Genomic DNA, 16958 nt, shown 5'->3' with positions numbered 1-16958 from the left:
CTGGGGGAGCGATGTCACAGCCAACGGAACGCCGCGGGGGAATGGTCTGGGCCCTCGTCATCACGAGCGTCGCCGGATTCATGGCGGCTCTGGACAACCTCGTCGTCACCACCGCCCTGCCGTCCATCCGCAAGGACCTCGGGGGCGCGCTCGGCGACCTGGAATGGACCGTGAGCGCCTACACGCTCACCTTCGCCGTCCTGCTGATGTTCGGCGCGGCGCTCGGTGACCGGTTCGGCCGCCGCCGGCTCTTCCTCGTCGGCATCACCGTCTTCACCGTCGCCTCCGCCGCCGCGGCCATGGCGCCCGGCATCGAGTCCCTCATCGCGGCCCGCGCGGTCCAGGGCGTCGGCGCGGCGATCATGATGCCACTGACACTGACCCTGCTGACGGCGGCCGTGCCCGTCGCCAAGCGCGGGATGGCGTACGGCATATGGGGCGCGGTGAACGGACTCGCCGTCGCCTCCGGACCCCTCATCGGCGGCAGCCTCACCGAGCACATCTCCTGGCACTGGATCTTCTGGCTGAACGTCCCGCTCGGCCTGGCCCTGTTGCCGCTCGCCCGCCTGCGCCTCTCCGAGTCCCACGGCACCGGCGCCCCGCTCGACTTCCCCGGCACCCTGCTCGCCAGCGGCGGCCTCTTCGGCATCGTCTACGGCCTGGTCCGCGGGCCCGCCGACGGCTGGACCAGCTCGTTCGTCCTCACCGGGCTGTTCGCGGGGAGCGCGCTGTTCGCCGGCTTCATCATCTACAGCGTCAACGCCAAGAACCCCATGCTCCCGATGCGGCTGTTCCGCTCCCGCGCCTTCTCCGGGATCAACGCCGCGAGCCTGCTGATGTTCCTCGGGATGTTCGGGTCGATCTTCCTGCTCAGCCAGTACATGCAGGGCGTCCTCGGCTACTCGCCCACCGAGGCGGGCCTGCGGATGCTCCCCTGGACCGGCATGCCGATGCTCGTCGCCCCCATCGCCGGCATCCTCTCCGACCGCATCGGCGGCCGCCCGGTCGTCGCCGCCGGCCTCTTCCTACAGGCGGCCGGTCTCGGCTACATGTCCTACGTAGTCACCACCGACGTCTCCTACGGCGCTCAGCTGCCCGGCCTGATCCTCAGCGGGATCGGCATGGCCCTGTTCTTCGCGCCGGCCTCCAACCTGGTCATGTCCAGCGTCAGCCCGAAGGAGCAGGGCATCGCCTCCGGCGCCAACAACGCTCTTCGTGAGGTCGGCGGCGCCCTCGGCATCGCGATCATGGCGTCGATCTTCTCGGCCCAGGGCGGCTACCAGACCGCACAGACCTTCGTCGACGGCCTGAAGCCCGCACTGGTCACCGGCGCGGCGGTGGTCGCCCTCGCGGGAGTCGCGACGCTGCTGATCCCGACGAGGCGGCGGGCGGCGGAGCTTGCGGCGACGTCCGGTTCGGCGGGGCCTTCGGACCCGGCCGGGGCTTCCGAGTTCGACGCGGTACTGGAGAACGCCGGTCGCTGAGCCGGACACCTGGCACGCACGCGTGGGGCCCCGCCGTTGTCGGCGGGGCCCCACGCGCGTGTGCGGCTTCGCCGGTGGGGCTTCGCGCGTGCGTGCGTCCGGTTTCGGCGGCGAGGCCCTACGGATGGATGCGGGGGCTCGTGGCGGATACGGCGCTGCCCGCCCCGCGCCGAAACCGCGGACCACACCCCGCCACCTCCGGACTTGTCAGTCCCGTCTCGTAGTCTTGAGCGCGTGCAGGAACTCCACGACGCTCCCCTCGCCCCCCTCACCACCTTCCGGCTGGGCGGTCCCGCGACCCGGTTGATCACCGCGGGCACCGACGCCGAGGTGATCGACGTCGTGCGTGAGGCCGATGACGCCGGGACGCCGTTGCTGGTCATCGGGGGTGGGTCGAACCTCGTCATCGGAGACAAGGGGTTCGAGGGGACCGCCCTGCGTATCGCCACCCGTGGCTTCGAACTCGACGGCACGCGGCTGGAGTTGGCGGCCGGTGAGGTGTGGACCGACGCTGTCGCCCGCACCGTGGAGGCCGGACTCGCCGGGGTCGAGTGCCTCGCCGGGATCCCCGGGTCGGCCGGTGCGACCCCGATCCAGAACGTCGGGGCGTACGGGCAGGAAGTCTCCGCCACCATCACCGAGGTCGTCGCCTACGACCGCACCATCCGCGAGACGGTCACCCTCACCAACGAGGAGTGCGCCTTCTCCTACCGGCACAGCCGGTTCAAGGCCGAGCCCGAGCGGTATGTCGTGCTGCGCGTCCGCTTCGACCTGGAGGACGCGGACGGGCTGTCCGCGCCCGTGAAGTACGCCGAGACGGCCCGCGTCCTCGGAGTCGAGCCCGGTGATCGGGTGCCGCTGGCGCAGGCGCGGGCGACCGTGCTCGCGTTGCGTGCCGGCAAGGGCATGGTCCTGGATCCCGAGGACCACGACACCTGGTCGGCCGGTTCCTTCTTCACCAACCCGATTCTCACCGACGCGCAGTTCACCGCGTTCCACGCGCGCGTGGAGGAGCGTCTCGGGGAGGGCGTGGAGCCGCCCGCGTACCCGTCCGGGGAGGGGCACACGAAGACCTCCGCCGCCTGGCTGATCGACAAGGCCGGCTTCACCAAGGGGTACGGCAGCGGGCCCGCCCGTATCTCCACCAAGCACACCCTCGCCCTCACCAACCGGGGTGAGGCGACCACCGAGGACCTGCTCACCCTCGCGCGCGAGGTCGTCGCCGGCGTCCACGACACCTTCGGGGTCACCCTGGTCAACGAACCGGTGACGGTCGGCGTCAGCCTCTGACGGCACCCTCCGGAGGGGCTCAATAGGCCACCCCCACCCCCTGCTTGACCGTCCGGGGATCGTCCGTCATCGCCAGCATCGCGTGCGCGACATCGGCCCGCGCGATGAACCGGCCCTTGTCCGGGAACCCACCCACGACCGTGCGGTACGTGCCCGTCACCGGCTTGTTCTGGAGGCGTGGCGGGCGGACGGTCGTCCAGTCCGTGGCGCTGGCGGCGAGGGCCGCCTCCATCTCCCGCAGATCGTCGTAGACGTCCTTCAGGAGGGCCGAGATCAGCCCGCGCGCGGTGCGGTCGACGAGCCCCGCGCCCTCCGGGTCCGGGCCGATCGGACCGGCGCTCACCACCAGCACCCGGCGCACCCCCTCCGCCTCCACGGCCGTCAGGACCGTGCGCGTGAGCCGGGTCGCGACCCCCGCGTCCTTGCGGCTGCGGGCGCCGAGCCCGGACAGGACCGCGTCCCGGCCCGCGACCGCCGGGCGCAGCGACTCCGGGTCGCCGAGGTCCGCGCGGAACACCTCCAGGCCCGCGCCCCGCACGGTCAGCCGCGCCGGGTCCCGCACGACCGCCGTGACCTCGTGGCCCGAGGCGAGTGCCTGGCGGACGATCTCCTGGCCGATGCCTCCCGTGGCACCGAAGACAGTGAGTTTCATGGCCTACTCCTAAGCCTGTCACTGGGTGGGTGAGCGTTCACTCACCCCTGCATGCCTCTAGAGTGAGTAAGTACTCACCCACCCGTCAAGCCCGAAAGGGCCGGCCATGGAATCCTGGGCCCCATGCAGCAGAAACAGGCCGCGGAGCCCGCCGCGCAGAAACCCGCCCGGGTCCGCATCCTCGACGCCGCCCACGAGTTGATGCTCACCGTCGGCCTGGCCAAGGCGACCACCAAGGAGATCGCGAAGGCCGCCGGCTGCTCCGAAGCCGCGCTCTACAAGTACTTCGCGAGCAAGGAGGAGCTGTTCATCCGCGTCCTCACGGAACGGCTGCCCCGGCTGACCCCGCTGCTGCGCAGCCTCGCCGCCGAACCCGGACAGCACTCCCTGGAGGACAACCTCACCGAGATCGCCCGCCAGGCGGCCCTCTTCTACGAGCAGAGCTTCCCGATCGCGGCCTCCCTGTACGCCGAGACCCAGCTCAAGCGGCGCCACGACGAGGCGCTACGGCAGCTCGGCTCGGGCCCCCACAAGCCGATCGAGGGCCTGGACGCCTATCTGCGCGCCGAACAGGCCGCGGGCCGCGTCCGCCCCGACGCGGACACCTTCGCGGCCGCGTCGCTCCTCCTGGGCGCCTGCGCACAGCGCGCGTTCGCCTACGAGGCGGCGGGACCCGGCGTACGACCGCCCGTGGACGACTTCGCGCCACGCCTGGCCCGGACGCTGCTGGGCGGAATCTCCGTTGCCGAGGACCCCTCCTGACCGGGACCCTTGTCCTATGAGGCATCCCAAATGGAGCTGAGACTCCGCCAGTTCACACCCCGGACCGGCCCGCACGAACACCGTGTCGTCCAGCCCGGGCAACCCCTGCGCCACACCTCACTGCGCGACCCCGCACCGTACGGGACGCTCCTGGGGGATCATGACGGGCTGAGCCGGCTGGCCGGCCTGTTCTCGTTCGCCGCGTACTCCCGGCACACCATCGTGCACGTCCCGCTGCGCGAGGGCGTGCCGCCCGACGAGGGGTGCGGGGAGCTGGTCGATCTGGTGGTGGCGCACTCGGAGGCGGGGCTGCGGCCCTCCAAGTGGCCCGAACTGCGGCGGTCGTTGGGACGCGGCACACCGCTCACCGTGCGCACGGACGAGGCACGAACCGAGCGCCACGCGCGCGCGTGGGAGGAGCGGTCGTACGACCGTGGGCAGTTGCGGCACAGCACGCACGCGCGTACGTACTTCCTCATCGGTGACCGTGACGTCCTCGCCACTGCCGCCACCCACTTCGCCTACGCGGCCGGCTGGGGGCCGCGGGAGAAGGGGGTCGTCAAGGGGCGGTCGGCGTTCATGACCTCCTTGAGCAGCGAACTGCTTCCCTACCCGCACGGCTCGCGCTGCCCCGAGGTCGCGATCTGTTTCAAGCCGTATCCGCCCTACGCGCACTTCAAGAGACCGGGGCACTGAGCCAGTCGTCGATGCCCGACAGGAGCTTGGTCTTCATGTCCTCCGGGGCCGCCGATCCGCGTACCGACTGCCGGGCCAGTTCGGCCAGTTCGCGGTCCGAGAAGGCGTGGTAGCGGCGGGCGATCTCGTACTGGGCGGCCAGCCGGGAGCCGAACAGGAGGGGGTCGTCGGCGCCGAGGGCCAGCGGGACGCCCGCTTCGAAGAGGGTCCGTAGGGGCACGTCCTCGTGCTTCTCGTAGACACCCAGCGCCACGTTCGAGGCGGGGCAGACCTCGCAGGTGATGCCCCGGTCGGCGAGCCGCTTCAGCAGCCGCGGGTCCTCCGCAGCGCGCACTCCGTGGCCGATCCGGGTCGCGTGCAGGTCGTCCAGGCAGTCCCGCACGGAGGCAGGGCCCGCGAGCTCGCCGCCGTGCGGCGCCGACAGCAGGCCGCCCTCCTGGGCGATCGCGAAGGCCCGGTCGAAGTCCCGTGCCATACCCCGGCGTTCGTCGTTCGAGAGGCCGAAACCGACCACTCCATGGTCCGCGTACCGCACGGCCAGCCGGGCCAGCGTGCGCGCGTCCAGGGGGTGCTTCATCCGGTTCGCGGCCACCAGCACGCGCATCCCGAGCCCGGTCTCGCGGGAGGTCGTCTCGACCGCGTCCAGGATGACCTCCAGCGCCGGGATCAGCCCGCCCAGGCGCGGTGCGTACGACGTCGGGTCCACCTGGATCTCCAGCCAGCCCGAGCCGTCCCTGACGTCCTCCTCGGCGGCCTCGCGGACCAGCCGCTGGATGTCCTCGGGCTCCCGCAGGCACGAACGCGCCGCGTCGTACAGCCGTTGGAAACGGAACCAGCCCCGCTCGTCCGTCGCCCGCAGCTTCGGCGGCTCCCCACTGGTCAACGCCTCGGTGAGGGCGTCCGGAAGTCTTACGCCGTACTTGTCGGCGAGCTCCAGCACGGTGGTCGGCCGCATCGACCCGGTGAAGTGCAGGTGCAGATGGGCTTTCGGCAGTTCAGAGACATCACGTACACGCTCCATCTGGGAATCCTGCCGTACGTTCGCGCCGCGCCGGTACCACTTTCCTCGATCGTGGTCTTGCTCGCACAAAGCAACGGGCCGCCTCCCCGGAGGGAAACGGCCCGCACGCACGCGTAGAGGTACGAAAACTCAGTCCGTGGCCTCCGCCAGCAGCTTCTGGATACGGCTGACACCCTCGACGAGGTCCTCGTCACCCAGGGCGTACGACAGCCGCAGGTAACCGGGGGTCCCGAAGGCCTCGCCCGGGACGACCGCGACCTCGGCCTCCTCCAGGATCAGCGCGGCCAGCTCGACCGAGTCCTGCGGGCGCTTGCCGCGGATCTCCTTGCCGAGCAGCGCCTTGACCGACGGGTAGACGTAGAACGCGCCCTCGGGCTCCGGGCAGAGCACGCCGTCGATCTCGTTCAGCATGTGCACGATGGTCTTGCGGCGGCGGTCGAAGGCCTCGCCCATCTTCGCGACGGCGTCCAGGTTGCCGGAGACGGCGGCCAGTGCGGCGACCTGGGCCACGTTCGAGACGTTCGACGTGGCGTGCGACTGGAGGTTGGTCGCGGCCTTGACGACGTCCTTCGGGCCGATGATCCAGCCCACCCGCCAGCCGGTCATCGCGTACGTCTTGGCGACGCCGTTGACCACGATGCACTTGTCGCGCAGCTCCGGGAGGATCGCGGGCAGCGAGGTGAACTTCGCGTCGCCGTAGACCAGGTGCTCGTAGATCTCGTCCGTCATGACCCACAGGCCGTGCTCGACGGCCCAGCGGCCGATCGCCTCGGCCTCGGCCTCGCTGTAGACGGCGCCGGTCGGGTTCGACGGCGAGACGAAGAGGACGACCTTGGTGTTCTCGGTGCGGGCCGCCTCCAACTGCTCGACGGAGACGCGGTACCCGGTCGTCTCGTCGGCGACGACGTCCACCGGGACACCGCCCGCGAGCCGGATCGACTCCGGGTACGTCGTCCAGTACGGCGCCGGGACGATGACCTCGTCGCCCGGGTCGAGGATCGCGGCGAAGGCCTCGTAGATGGCCTGCTTGCCGCCGTTGGTGACCAGGATCTGCGAGGCGTCCACCTCGTAGCCCGAGTCGCGCAGCGTCTTCGCGGCGATCGCGGCCTTCAGCTCCGGCAGACCGCCGGCCGGGGTGTAGCGGTGGTACTTGGGGTTCGAGCAGGCCTCGATGGCGGCCTGGACGACGTAGTCCGGGGTCGGGAAGTCCGGTTCACCCGCGCCGAAGCCGATCACCGGACGTCCGGCGGCCTTGAGGGCCTTTGCCTTGGCGTCCACGGCGAGGGTGGCGGACTCGGAGATCGCGCCGACTCGGGCGGAGACCCGGCGCTCGGTGGGAGGGGTTGAGGCGCTCATGGGCCCATCGTTTCAGACCGGAAACCCGCCCGGCACACCGGTTTCACAGACTGAACAGGATCGGGAAGGCATTGAACAACCGTCCGGATTCCCGCCCCGGCCTGGGCGATCTTCCTCCGGCAATCCCCGTACAGGCACTTTCTGTTCGACGACCGGCTCCGGAGCACGTACACTCCTAGCTCGTTGGCCTTCAACAGCCGCGCCCTACCAGGTGCACACCGAGCACTCGGGTGGATGCGGTACGTTGGGGACGTCACAAAGGGTCGTAGCTCAATTGGTAGAGCACCGGTCTCCAAAACCGGCGGTTGGGGGTTCAAGTCCCTCCGGCCCTGCTACACACACCTTCACCAGGATGTGTGCGCAGCGCATGTACGTACAGCAATGCACCGCCGTGCGGCTCAGACCGGGCGCGGCACGGCCACGACCCGGGAACAGGTGAGGATGAATGGCGGACGCCGTGGGCTCCATCGACATGCCTGATGCCCAGGACGAGGTGACGGAGTCCAAGAAGAAGGCCCGCAAGGGCGGCAAGCGCGCCAAGAAGGGCCCGCTGAAGCGCCTCGGCATCTTCTACCGCCAGATCGTCGCGGAACTCCGCAAGGTCGTCTGGCCGACCCGCAACCAGCTGACGACGTACACGACGGTTGTCATCGTCTTCGTCGTCATCATGATCGGTCTGGTGACCGTGATTGACTATGGACTCAATCACGCCGCGAAATACGTCTTCGGCTGAGGCCGGAAGCGAAGGGCGCCCTGACCGGCGCCCCTTTCGCGTGTTCCACCCCCATGTATCCAGGAAGAAGCAGCCACGTGTCTGACCCGAACCTGAACGAGGCCGTCGAGCCGGACGAGTCCGTGGAAGACGAACTCGACATCGTCGAGGGCGCGGACGAGGAGCTGGACGAGGTCGAGGCTGCGGACGCCGACGCGGGCGAGCCGGCCGAGGAAGCCGCCGTGCACGTCGAGGACGAGGACGAGGAAGCGACCGAGGACCTCGACGACGAGGCCACGGCCGAGGACGACGAGGAAGAGGCCGAGCCGGCCGAGCCCGTCGACCCCGTCGTCGCCCTGCGCGAGGAACTGCGTCTCCTGCCCGGCGAGTGGTACGTCATCCACACGTACGCCGGTTACGAGAACCGCGTGAAGACCAACCTGGAGCAGCGCGCCGTCTCGCTGAACGTCGAGGACTACATCTTCGCGGCCGAGGTGCCGCAAGAAGAGGTCGTCCAGATCAAGAACGGCGACCGCAAGACCATCAAGCAGAACAAGCTCCCGGGCTACGTCCTGGTCCGCATGGACCTGACGAACGAGTCCTGGGGCGTCGTCCGCAACACCCCCGGCGTCACCGGCTTCGTGGGCAACGCCTACGACCCGTACCCGCTGACCCTGGACGAGATCGTCAAGATGCTCGCCCCGGAGGCCGAGGAGAAGGCCGCGCGTGAGGCCGCCGAGGCCGAGGGCAAGCCGGTTCCGCAGCGCAAGGTCGAGGTCCAGGTGCTGGACTTCGAGGTCGGCGACTCGGTCACCGTCACCGACGGTCCGTTCGCGACGCTGCAGGCGACCATCAACGAGATCAACGCCGACTCGAAGAAGGTCAAGGGTCTCGTCGAGATCTTCGGCCGCGAGACGCCGGTCGAGCTTTCGTTCGATCAGATTCAGAAGAACTAAGTAGTACTTCGGCTGCGGGTGCGTGGGGGCTGGTCGCGCAGTTCCCCGCGCCCCTGGGTGGGTCAGGTCAGGTGGGTGCCAAGTGGGCCCCCTGACCTTTCTCGTTTTTGGTCACGGCGCTCTACCCGCTATCGTTGTGCGGTATGCCTGCGTCCGGGTGATTCCCGGAGGTGGGCAGGACCCGAATCGAAAGGACCCGGAGAGCAATGCCTCCCAAGAAGAAGAAGGTCACGGGGCTCATCAAGCTCCAGATCAACGCCGGTGCGGCGAACCCGGCTCCGCCGGTCGGCCCCGCGCTCGGTCAGCACGGCGTCAACATCATGGAGTTCTGCAAGGCCTACAACGCGGCGACCGAGTCGCAGCGTGGCTGGGTGATCCCGGTGGAGATCACGGTCTACGAAGACCGCTCCTTCACCTTCGTCACCAAGACTCCGCCGGCCGCGAAGATGATCCTCAAGGCCGCTGGTGTCGAGAAGGGCTCCGGCGAGCCGCACAAGACCAAGGTCGCCAAGATCACCCAGGCGCAGGTCCGTGAGATCGCCACGACCAAGCTTCCCGACCTGAACGCCAACGACCTGGACGCCGCGTCGAAGATCATCGCCGGCACCGCCCGTTCCATGGGCATCACGGTCGAGGGCTGACCTTCACCTCGTAGGAAAGACCGTGGCAGGGCCTGCTCGGCCCACACCACGACTCCTCAGAACACACACAGGAGCAGTAGTGAGCAAGCGCAGCAAGTCTCTCCGCGCTGCGGACGAGAAGATCGACCGGGACAAGCTCTACGCCCCGCTCGAGGCCGTCCGTCTCGCCAAGGAGACCTCCACCTCCAAGTTCGACGGCACCGTCGAGGTCGCCTTCCGTCTGGGTGTCGACCCGCGCAAGGCGGACCAGATGGTCCGTGGCACCGTGAACCTCCCGCACGGCACCGGTAAGACCGCCCGGGTCCTGGTCTTCGCGACCGGTGACCGTGCCGAGGCCGCGACTGCCGCTGGCGCCGACATCGTCGGTTCCGACGAACTCATCGACGAGGTGGCGAAGGGCCGGCTGGACTTCGACGCCGTCGTCGCCACCCCGGACCTCATGGGCAAGGTCGGCCGCCTGGGCCGCGTGCTCGGTCCCCGTGGTCTCATGCCGAACCCCAAGACCGGCACCGTGACGCCGGACGTGGTCAAGGCCGTCAACGAGATCAAGGGCGGCAAGATCGAGTTCCGCGTCGACAAGCACTCGAACCTGCACTTCATCATCGGCAAGTCGTCCTTCGACGACACCCAGCTGGTGGAGAACTACGGCGCGGCCCTGGACGAGATCCTCCGTCTGAAGCCGTCCGCCGCCAAGGGTCGCTACATCAAGAAGGCCGCGATCAGCACGACGATCGGCCCCGGCATTCCGCTCGACCCGAACCGCACCCGTAACCTCCTCGTCGAGGAGGACCCGGCCTCCGTCTGAGCCTCGCGCTCACCTCGGTAGCCGCGTCAGGTACGCGTCAGCATTGGACGAGCCCCGCAACCGTTCCGGTTGCGGGGCTCGTCCTCTTTTCGTACGGGGTGTCAGTGCGCTGCGCTAGCGTTCTTGGCAGGCACAGCAATCGCATAGGGGTGGGGACGAATGAAGAGCACGACCGTGCGCCGGGTGGGCCTCTCGATCGCGGTGGCGACCGCGCTGGCCTCGGTGGCCGCCTGTGGTTCCTCGGGTTCCTCCGGGGGCTCCGGCAAGGACGACAGGGCCGCGGGCAAGGGTTCGACGCGGGTGAGCCCGATAGCGGCCCTGCGCAGCGCCGAGAAGTCCACCGACAAGGCGGACTCCGCCAAGGTCGAGTCCTCCACCGTGATGGGCTCCCTGATGTCCATGGACGCCAAGGGCAGCCTCGGCTGGGGCGACGGCATCACCGGCGTCCTCACGATGACGTACACCGGCGGCACGATGGCCGAGACGATGCGCGCGGCCGGCAGCACGTCGATGGAGGCCCGCTATCTGCCGGACGCCTACTACGCGAAGATGGGCGACAAGTTCGCCGAGCAGGCGGGCGGCAAGCACTGGCTCAAGTACGACTACGACGACCTGGCCAAGCTCGGTGGCAGTTCCGGCGCGTACCTCAAGGACCAGATGCAGAACTCCACGCCGAACCAGTCGGTGAAGCTCCTGCTCGCCTCCGGGGACGTCAAGAAGGTCGGTGCGGAGTCGGTGCGCGGCCAGCAGGCCACGCACTACTCGGGCACGGTCGACGTCGCCGACCTCGCCGCCAAGAACTCCAGCCTCACCGCGAGCCAGCTCGCCGGCCTCAAGAAGCAGCTCACCGCGGCCGGCGTCACCACGGAGCAGGTCGACATCTGGGTCAACGCCCAGGACCTGCTGGTCAAGAAGGTCGAGAAGGGCCAGATGTCCTCGGGCCAGTACACCCAGACCGCCTACTACAGCGACTACGGCGTGAAGGTCGACGCGACCGTGCCCCCGGCGAGCGACACCGAGGACTTCACGGCACTGCTGAAGCAGCAGGGCCTGACACCGGGCAGCGGCGACACGGCGACGGGGTCCGACACCAGCTCCTGAGCCGGGCTCAACTCCGGTGCGAGGGACGGGAATTCGCCGGGAGCCTGCCGCCCTGCTGCTCGCCGGCGGAGCCGTTGACACGGTGGAGCCGCTGAGCCGTACGGGCGGATTTGCTTGGGAGTATGGGGGTCCCGTACTCTTCGGGAGAAGCCAAAGACCGCTGGTCGTTGCCGCGCCTGTCAAAGGGTGTGGTGACCGAAGGATCCGCTGAACAGTGGACGACCCGCGCAGGTGAACTGGATGTGTTCCCGGTGAGTTTCATTGCCGGTCGAGCTACGCCCCGTGCGCCTGCGCCGGGGCGTTTTTTCTGTCCCAGCCCCTTCTGAGCGGTCCTCATCACCCGGAAGGAGGCCGACGCTCTATGGCAAGGCCCGACAAGGCTGCCGCGGTAGCCGAGCTCGCGGACCAGTTCCGCGACTCGAACGCCGCCGTGCTGACCGAGTACCGGGGTCTCACCGTGGCGCAGCTCAAGACGCTGCGTCGTTCGCTCGGTGAGAACGCCCAGTACGCCGTGGTGAAGAACACGCTGACCAAGATTGCGGCCAACGAGGCCGGGATCTCTACGCTCGACGACCTGTTCAACGGTCCGACGGCGGTCGCCTTCATCACCGGTGACCCGGTGGAGTCGGCGAAGGGTCTTCGTGACTTCGCCAAGGACAACCCGAACCTCGTCATCAAGGGCGGTGTCCTTGACGGCAAGGCGCTGTCCGCCGACGAGATCAAGAAGCTCGCGGACCTCGAGTCCCGCGAGGTTCTGCTCTCCAAGCTGGCGGGTGCCTTCAAGGGCAAGCAGACTCAGGCTGCGCAGCTCTTCCAGGCGCTTCCGTCGAAGCTCGTCCGCACGGTGGACGCCCTTCGCGCCAAGCAAGAAGAGCAGGGCGGTGCCGAGTAATTCGGCTCGCAGCATGACCGCCGCCTGAGGCTCCGCGCCCACGGCAACGGTCGTAGCGGGCCGAACGTACGCCCGCCAGACATGTACACCCCGGCACCAGCCGAAATTAGTGGAAGGAAGCCATCGTGGCTCTCACCCAGGACGAACTGCTCGCCGAGTTCGAGACCATGACCCTCATCCAGCTTTCCGAGTTCGTGAAGGCGTTCGAGGAGAAGTTCGACGTCACCGCCGCCGCCGCGGTCGCCGCTGCGCCGGCCGGTCCGGCCGCCGCCGCCGAGGTCGCTGAGGAGCAGGACGAGTTCGACGTCATCCTCACCGGCGCCGGCGAGAAGAAGATCCAGGTCATCAAGGTCGTGCGTGAGCTGACCTCGCTGGGTCTCAAGGAGGCCAAGGACCTCGTGGACGGCGCTCCGAAGCCGGTCCTCGAGAAGGTCGCCAAGGACGCCGCCGAGAAGGCCGCCGAGTCCCTCAAGGGCGCCGGCGCCTCGGTCGAGGTCAAGTAACACCGTCTAGGCCGTGGACGAGGTCCCAAGGACCTTGTAACGCCTAAGCACCGAAGAGCGATCATCCATCTGGGTGGTCGCTCTTCGGCGTTCCTGGGTCGGGTGAGCGGCAGCCTTGCGATCAGGGGTTCGCGGAGTATGGTGATCTTCTTCGTGCCTCCCGGCATCCCTGGTGGTATGTGGTGTGGGCCATGGAGGCCTTGACGAACCGCACGCAGCGCGCAATTCTCAGGACGCGTCGTCACAACGATCCGAATCCGAGGCATGGATCGGCGGCGAAGAGGGCAGTATCAACGCGTTGAGGACGTGAGCTTGCCGAGGGTGTTGAGCACGACGAGGGTCTCAAAAAAGCGGGGCTGGACATCAGTGCGCCAAGTGGCTACACTGACCCTTTGCGCTGCCTGTTAGCTGCTCCCTGCCCGTCACCAGGGGCATGCCCTCACTTGAGCATCGATGACCGGACCAACTCTGACCTGGCCTTTCCGGGCCGTCTCAGGAAGTCCATGTCTCTTTGCCCCTGAGAGGGGCCGGTACGCGCGTAGTGAGTCCGAGCCCTCGGAAGGACCCCCTCTTGGCCGCCTCGCGCACTGCCTCGACCGCGAATATGAACAACGGCGCCAGCACCGCCCCGCTGCGCATCTCCTTTGCAAAGATCAAGGAGCCCCTCGAGGTTCCCAACCTGCTCGCGTTGCAGACCGAGAGCTTCGACTGGCTGCTCGGCAACTCCGCCTGGCAGAGTCGGGTCGAGGCGGCTCTGGAGTCCGGTCAGGACGTCCCCACGAAGTCCGGTCTGGAGGAGATCTTCGAGGAGATCTCTCCGATCGAGGACTTCTCCGGGTCGATGTCGCTGACCTTCCGCGACCACCGTTTCGAACCTCCCAAGAACAGCATCGACGAGTGCAAGGAGCGCGACTTCACGTACGCCGCCCCGCTCTTCGTAACCGCTGAGTTCACCAACAACGAGACCGGCGAGATCAAGTCCCAGACGGTCTTCATGGGCGACTTCCCGCTCATGACCAACAAGGGCACCTTCGTCATCAACGGCACCGAGCGTGTCGTCGTGTCGCAGCTGGTCCGTTCGCCGGGCGTCTACTTCGACTCCTCGATCGACAAGACGTCCGACAAGGACATCTTCTCCACCAAGGTCATCCCGTCCCGGGGCGCCTGGCTGGAGATGGAGATCGACAAGCGCGACATGGTCGGTGTCCGCATCGACCGCAAGCGCAAGCAGTCCGTCACCGTCCTGCTCAAGGCTCTCGGTTGGACGACCGAGCAGATCCTGGAGGAGTTCGGCGAGTACGAGTCCATGCGCGCCACCCTGGAGAAGGACCACACCCAGGGCCAGGACGACGCGCTCCTCGACATCTACCGCAAGCTGCGTCCGGGCGAGCCCCCGACCCGCGAGGCCGCGCAGACGCTTCTTGAGAACCTCTACTTCAACCCGAAGCGCTACGACCTCGCCAAGGTCGGCCGCTACAAGGTCAACAAGAAGCTGGGCAGCGAGGCCCCGCTGGACGCCGGTGTGCTGACCGTCGAGGACATCATCTCGTCGATCAAGTACCTGGTGAAGCTGCACGCCGGCGAGACCGAGACCGTTGGTGACAACGGCACGACGATCGTCGTCGAGACCGACGACATCGACCACTTCGGCAACCGTCGTCTGCGCAACGTCGGCGAGCTCATCCAGAACCAGGTCCGTACGGGCCTGGCGCGTATGGAGCGAGTCGTCCGCGAGCGGATGACGACCCAGGACGTCGAGGCGATCACGCCGCAGACCCTGATCAACATCCGGCCGGTCGTCGCCTCCATCAAGGAGTTCTTCGGCACCAGCCAGCTGTCGCAGTTCATGGACCAGAACAACCCGCTGTCGGGTCTCACCCACAAGCGCCGCCTCTCGGCGCTTGGCCCGGGTGGTCTCTCCCGTGAGCGGGCCGGCTTCGAGGTCCGTGACGTGCACCCCTCGCACTACGGCCGCATGTGCCCGATCGAGACCCCTGAAGGCCCGAACATCGGCCTGATCGGCTCGCTCGCCTCCTACGGCCGGGTCAACGCGTTCGGTTTCGTCGAGACGCCGTACCGCCGGGTCACCGACGGTGTCGTCACCGACGAGGTCGACTACCTGACCGCCGACGAAGAGGACCGATTCGTCATCGCGCAGGCCAACGCGCCGCTCGGAGACGACTTCCGGTTCGAGGAGTCCCGCGTCCTGGTCCGCCGTCGTGGCGGAGAGGTCGACTACGTCCCCGGTGACGACGTCGACTACATGGACGTCTCCCCGCGCCAGATGGTGTCCGTCGCGACCGCGATGATCCCCTTCCTGGAGCACGACGACGCCAACCGTGCCCTCATGGGCGCGAACATGATGCGTCAGGCCGTGCCCCTGATTAAGTCCGAGGCGCCGCTGGTCGGCACCGGCATGGAGTACCGCTGTGCGGTCGACGCCGGTGACGTCCTGAAGTCGGAGAAGGACGGTGTGGTCCAGGAGGTCTCCGCGGACTACATCACCACCGCCAACGACGACGGCACGTACACGACGTACCGCCTCGCGAAGTTCTCCCGCTCCAACCAGGGCACGTCCGTCAACCAGAAGGTTGTCGTGGACGAGGGTTCCCGGGTCATCGCCAACCAGGTGCTGGCGGACGGTCCGGCGACCGAGAACGGCGAGATGGCGCTCGGCAAGAACCTGCTCGTGGCGTTCATGCCGTGGGAGGGTCACAACTACGAGGACGCGATCATCCTGTCGCAGCGCCTCGTACAGGACGACGTCCTCTCCTCGATCCACATCGAGGAGCACGAGGTCGACGCCCGTGACACCAAGCTCGGCCCCGAGGAGATCACCCGGGACATCCCGAACGTCTCCGAGGAGGTCCTCGCCGACCTCGACGAGCGCGGCATCATCCGTATCGGTGCCGAGGTCGTCGCCGGTGACATCCTCGTCGGCAAGGTCACGCCCAAGGGTGAGACCGAGCTGACCCCCGAGGAGCGCCTGCTCCGCGCGATCTTCGGTGAGAAGGCGCGCGAGGTGCGCGACACCTCGCTGAAGGTGCCGCACGGCGAGATCGGCAAGGTCATCGGCGTCCGCGTCTTCGACCGCGAGGAGGGCGACGAACTGCCGCCCGGCGTCAACCAGTTGGTCCGTGTGTATGTTGCGCAGAAGCGCAAGATCACCGACGGCGACAAGCTGGCCGGCCGCCACGGCAACAAGGGTGTCATCTCCAAGATCCTGCCCATCGAGGACATGCCGTTCCTCGAGGACGGGACTCCGGTCGACATCATCCTGAACCCGCTGGGTGTCCCGTCCCGAATGAACCCGGGACAGGTCCTGGAGATCCACCTCGGCTGGCTCGCCAGCCGAGGCTGGGACGTCTCCGGATTCAGCGAGGACTGGGCGAAGCGCCTTCAGGTCATCGGCGCCGACCAGGTCGCGCCGGGTACCAACGTCGCGACCCCGGTCTTCGACGGTGCCCGCGAGGACGAGATCTCCGGTCTCTTCGAGGCCACGATCCCGAACCGCGACGGCGACCGCCTGGTCCAGGCCTCCGGAAAGGCCAACCTGTTCGACGGCCGCTCCGGCGAGCCGTTCCCGGAGCCGGTCTCGATCGGCTACATGTACATCCTGAAGTTGCACCACCTGGTCGACGACAAGCTGCACGCCCGTTCGACCGGTCCGTACTCGATGATCACCCAGCAGCCGCTGGGTGGTAAGGCGCAGTTCGGTGGTCAGCGCTTCGGCGAGATGGAGGTGTGGGCGCTTGAGGCTTATGGCGCCGCTTACGCCCTCCAGGAACTGCTGACGATCAAGTCCGACGACGTCACCGGCCGCGTGAAGGTCTACGAGGCCATCGTCAAGGGCGAGAACATCCCCGAGCCCGGCATCCCCGAGTCCTTCAAGGTGCTCATCAAGGAGATGCAGTCCCTGTGCCTCAACGTGGAGGTGCTGTCCTCGGACGGCATGTCCATCGAGATGCGCGACACCGACGAGGACGTCTTCCGCGCGGCGGAAGAGCTCGGCATCGACCTGTCCCGGCGCGAGCCGAGCAGCGTCGAAGAGGTCTGACGGGAGTCCGGAGACCTGCGCCAAGCAGGT

General features: G+C 68.0%; 15 protein-coding genes and 1 tRNA gene. 13 read left to right on the top strand and 3 right to left on the bottom strand.

The features are described 5' to 3' along the window. The first annotated feature begins 11 nt into the window (after positions 1 to 11). Entirely contained in the window at positions 12 to 1484 is a 1473-nt protein-coding gene (locus tag OG714_RS21690) for a DHA2 family efflux MFS transporter permease subunit (protein WP_406123271.1), read from the top strand. A 234-nt stretch (positions 1485 to 1718) separates the two neighbouring features. Continuing rightward, entirely contained in the window at positions 1719 to 2774 is a 1056-nt protein-coding gene (locus tag OG714_RS21685) for a UDP-N-acetylmuramate dehydrogenase (protein ID WP_406123269.1), read from the top strand. Positions 2775 to 2793: 19 nt separating this feature from the next. Here the strand turns inward: OG714_RS21685 and OG714_RS21680 are convergent, their stop codons facing one another. Then, positions 2794 to 3426, bottom strand: coding sequence for an NAD(P)-dependent oxidoreductase (locus OG714_RS21680; protein ID WP_406123268.1), 633 nt, complete (start codon positions 3424 to 3426; stop codon positions 2794 to 2796). A gap of 123 nt (positions 3427 to 3549) precedes the next feature. Between OG714_RS21680 and OG714_RS21675 the strand changes: the two genes are divergently transcribed. Beyond that, complete coding sequence (locus tag OG714_RS21675; RefSeq protein ID WP_406123266.1) at positions 3550 to 4188, top strand: TetR/AcrR family transcriptional regulator; 639 nt, start codon at positions 3550 to 3552, stop codon at positions 4186 to 4188. Positions 4189 to 4218: 30 nt separating this feature from the next. Then, on the top strand, positions 4219 to 4884 hold the full coding sequence (locus OG714_RS21670) for a hypothetical protein (protein WP_406123264.1): 666 nt from the start codon (positions 4219 to 4221) through the stop codon (positions 4882 to 4884). Here the strand turns inward: OG714_RS21670 and OG714_RS21665 are convergent. Next, positions 4865 to 5905, bottom strand: coding sequence for an adenosine deaminase (locus OG714_RS21665; protein ID WP_406123262.1), 1041 nt, complete (start codon positions 5903 to 5905; stop codon positions 4865 to 4867). The genes OG714_RS21670 and OG714_RS21665 overlap by 20 nt on opposite strands. Before the next feature lie 129 nt (positions 5906 to 6034). After that, positions 6035 to 7261, bottom strand: a complete 1227-nt coding sequence (locus OG714_RS21660) for a pyridoxal phosphate-dependent aminotransferase (RefSeq protein ID WP_406123260.1) — start codon at positions 7259 to 7261, stop codon at positions 6035 to 6037. A gap of 259 nt (positions 7262 to 7520) precedes the next feature. On the opposite strand from OG714_RS21660, the gene OG714_RS21655 reads away from it, so the two are divergent. The 9 genes from OG714_RS21655 (at position 7521) to rpoB (ending at position 16928) form a co-directional block, all read left to right on the top strand. Beyond that, positions 7521 to 7593 (top strand) — tRNA-Trp (locus OG714_RS21655). A gap of 113 nt (positions 7594 to 7706) precedes the next feature. Further along, positions 7707 to 7994 (top strand): preprotein translocase subunit SecE, encoded by a 288-nt coding sequence (gene secE, locus OG714_RS21650; protein WP_405862856.1) that lies wholly within the window; start codon positions 7707 to 7709, stop codon positions 7992 to 7994. 77 nt (positions 7995 to 8071) lie between these two features. Next, positions 8072 to 8929 carry a transcription termination/antitermination protein NusG gene (nusG, locus tag OG714_RS21645; protein ID WP_406123258.1) on the top strand — a complete coding sequence of 286 codons (858 nt, stop codon included), beginning with the start codon at positions 8072 to 8074 and terminating at the stop codon, positions 8927 to 8929. Positions 8930 to 9135: 206 nt separating this feature from the next. Then, complete coding sequence (rplK, locus tag OG714_RS21640) at positions 9136 to 9570, top strand: 50S ribosomal protein L11 (protein WP_019072313.1); 435 nt, start codon at positions 9136 to 9138, stop codon at positions 9568 to 9570. 79 nt (positions 9571 to 9649) lie between these two features. Further along, positions 9650 to 10375, top strand: a complete 726-nt coding sequence (rplA, locus tag OG714_RS21635) for a 50S ribosomal protein L1 (protein WP_406123256.1) — start codon at positions 9650 to 9652, stop codon at positions 10373 to 10375. Positions 10376 to 10534: 159 nt separating this feature from the next. Continuing rightward, complete coding sequence (locus tag OG714_RS21630; protein WP_406123254.1) at positions 10535 to 11476, top strand: hypothetical protein; 942 nt, start codon at positions 10535 to 10537, stop codon at positions 11474 to 11476. Positions 11477 to 11837: 361 nt separating this feature from the next. Further along, positions 11838 to 12368 carry a 50S ribosomal protein L10 gene (rplJ, locus tag OG714_RS21625; protein ID WP_019055481.1) on the top strand — a complete coding sequence of 177 codons (531 nt, stop codon included), beginning with the start codon at positions 11838 to 11840 and terminating at the stop codon, positions 12366 to 12368. A gap of 122 nt (positions 12369 to 12490) precedes the next feature. After that, positions 12491 to 12871, top strand: coding sequence for a 50S ribosomal protein L7/L12 (gene rplL / locus OG714_RS21620; protein WP_266776508.1), 381 nt, complete (start codon positions 12491 to 12493; stop codon positions 12869 to 12871). A 571-nt stretch (positions 12872 to 13442) separates the two neighbouring features. Continuing rightward, entirely contained in the window at positions 13443 to 16928 is a 3486-nt protein-coding gene (gene rpoB / locus OG714_RS21615; RefSeq protein WP_406123252.1) for a DNA-directed RNA polymerase subunit beta, read from the top strand. The last annotated feature ends 30 nt before the right edge of the window (positions 16929 to 16958 follow it).

This window comes from Streptomyces sp. NBC_00989 (assembly GCF_045162655.1).
In the GTDB taxonomy this organism is placed as follows: domain Bacteria; phylum Actinomycetota; class Actinomycetes; order Streptomycetales; family Streptomycetaceae; genus Streptomyces.
Note: the sequence above shows the minus strand (reverse complement) of the source record. Positions and strands in the feature narration are given on the sequence as shown.

Coding starts and splice junctions, on each gene's coding strand:
- OG714_RS21660 (WP_406123260.1), bottom strand. CDS start 7,261: ATGAGCGCCTCAACCCCTCCCACCGAGCGCCGGGTCTCCGCCCGAGTC.
- OG714_RS21670 (WP_406123264.1), top strand. CDS start 4,219: ATGGAGCTGAGACTCCGCCAGTTCACACCCCGGACCGGCCCGCACGAA.
- OG714_RS21665 (WP_406123262.1), bottom strand. CDS start 5,905: ATGGAGCGTGTACGTGATGTCTCTGAACTGCCGAAAGCCCATCTGCAC.
- OG714_RS21630 (WP_406123254.1), top strand. CDS start 10,535: ATGAAGAGCACGACCGTGCGCCGGGTGGGCCTCTCGATCGCGGTGGCG.
- rplJ (WP_019055481.1), top strand. CDS start 11,838: ATGGCAAGGCCCGACAAGGCTGCCGCGGTAGCCGAGCTCGCGGACCAG.
- OG714_RS21690 (WP_406123271.1), top strand. CDS start 12: ATGTCACAGCCAACGGAACGCCGCGGGGGAATGGTCTGGGCCCTCGTC.
- secE (WP_405862856.1), top strand. CDS start 7,707: ATGGCGGACGCCGTGGGCTCCATCGACATGCCTGATGCCCAGGACGAG.
- OG714_RS21675 (WP_406123266.1), top strand. CDS start 3,550: ATGCAGCAGAAACAGGCCGCGGAGCCCGCCGCGCAGAAACCCGCCCGG.
- OG714_RS21680 (WP_406123268.1), bottom strand. CDS start 3,426: ATGAAACTCACTGTCTTCGGTGCCACGGGAGGCATCGGCCAGGAGATC.
- rplK (WP_019072313.1), top strand. CDS start 9,136: ATGCCTCCCAAGAAGAAGAAGGTCACGGGGCTCATCAAGCTCCAGATC.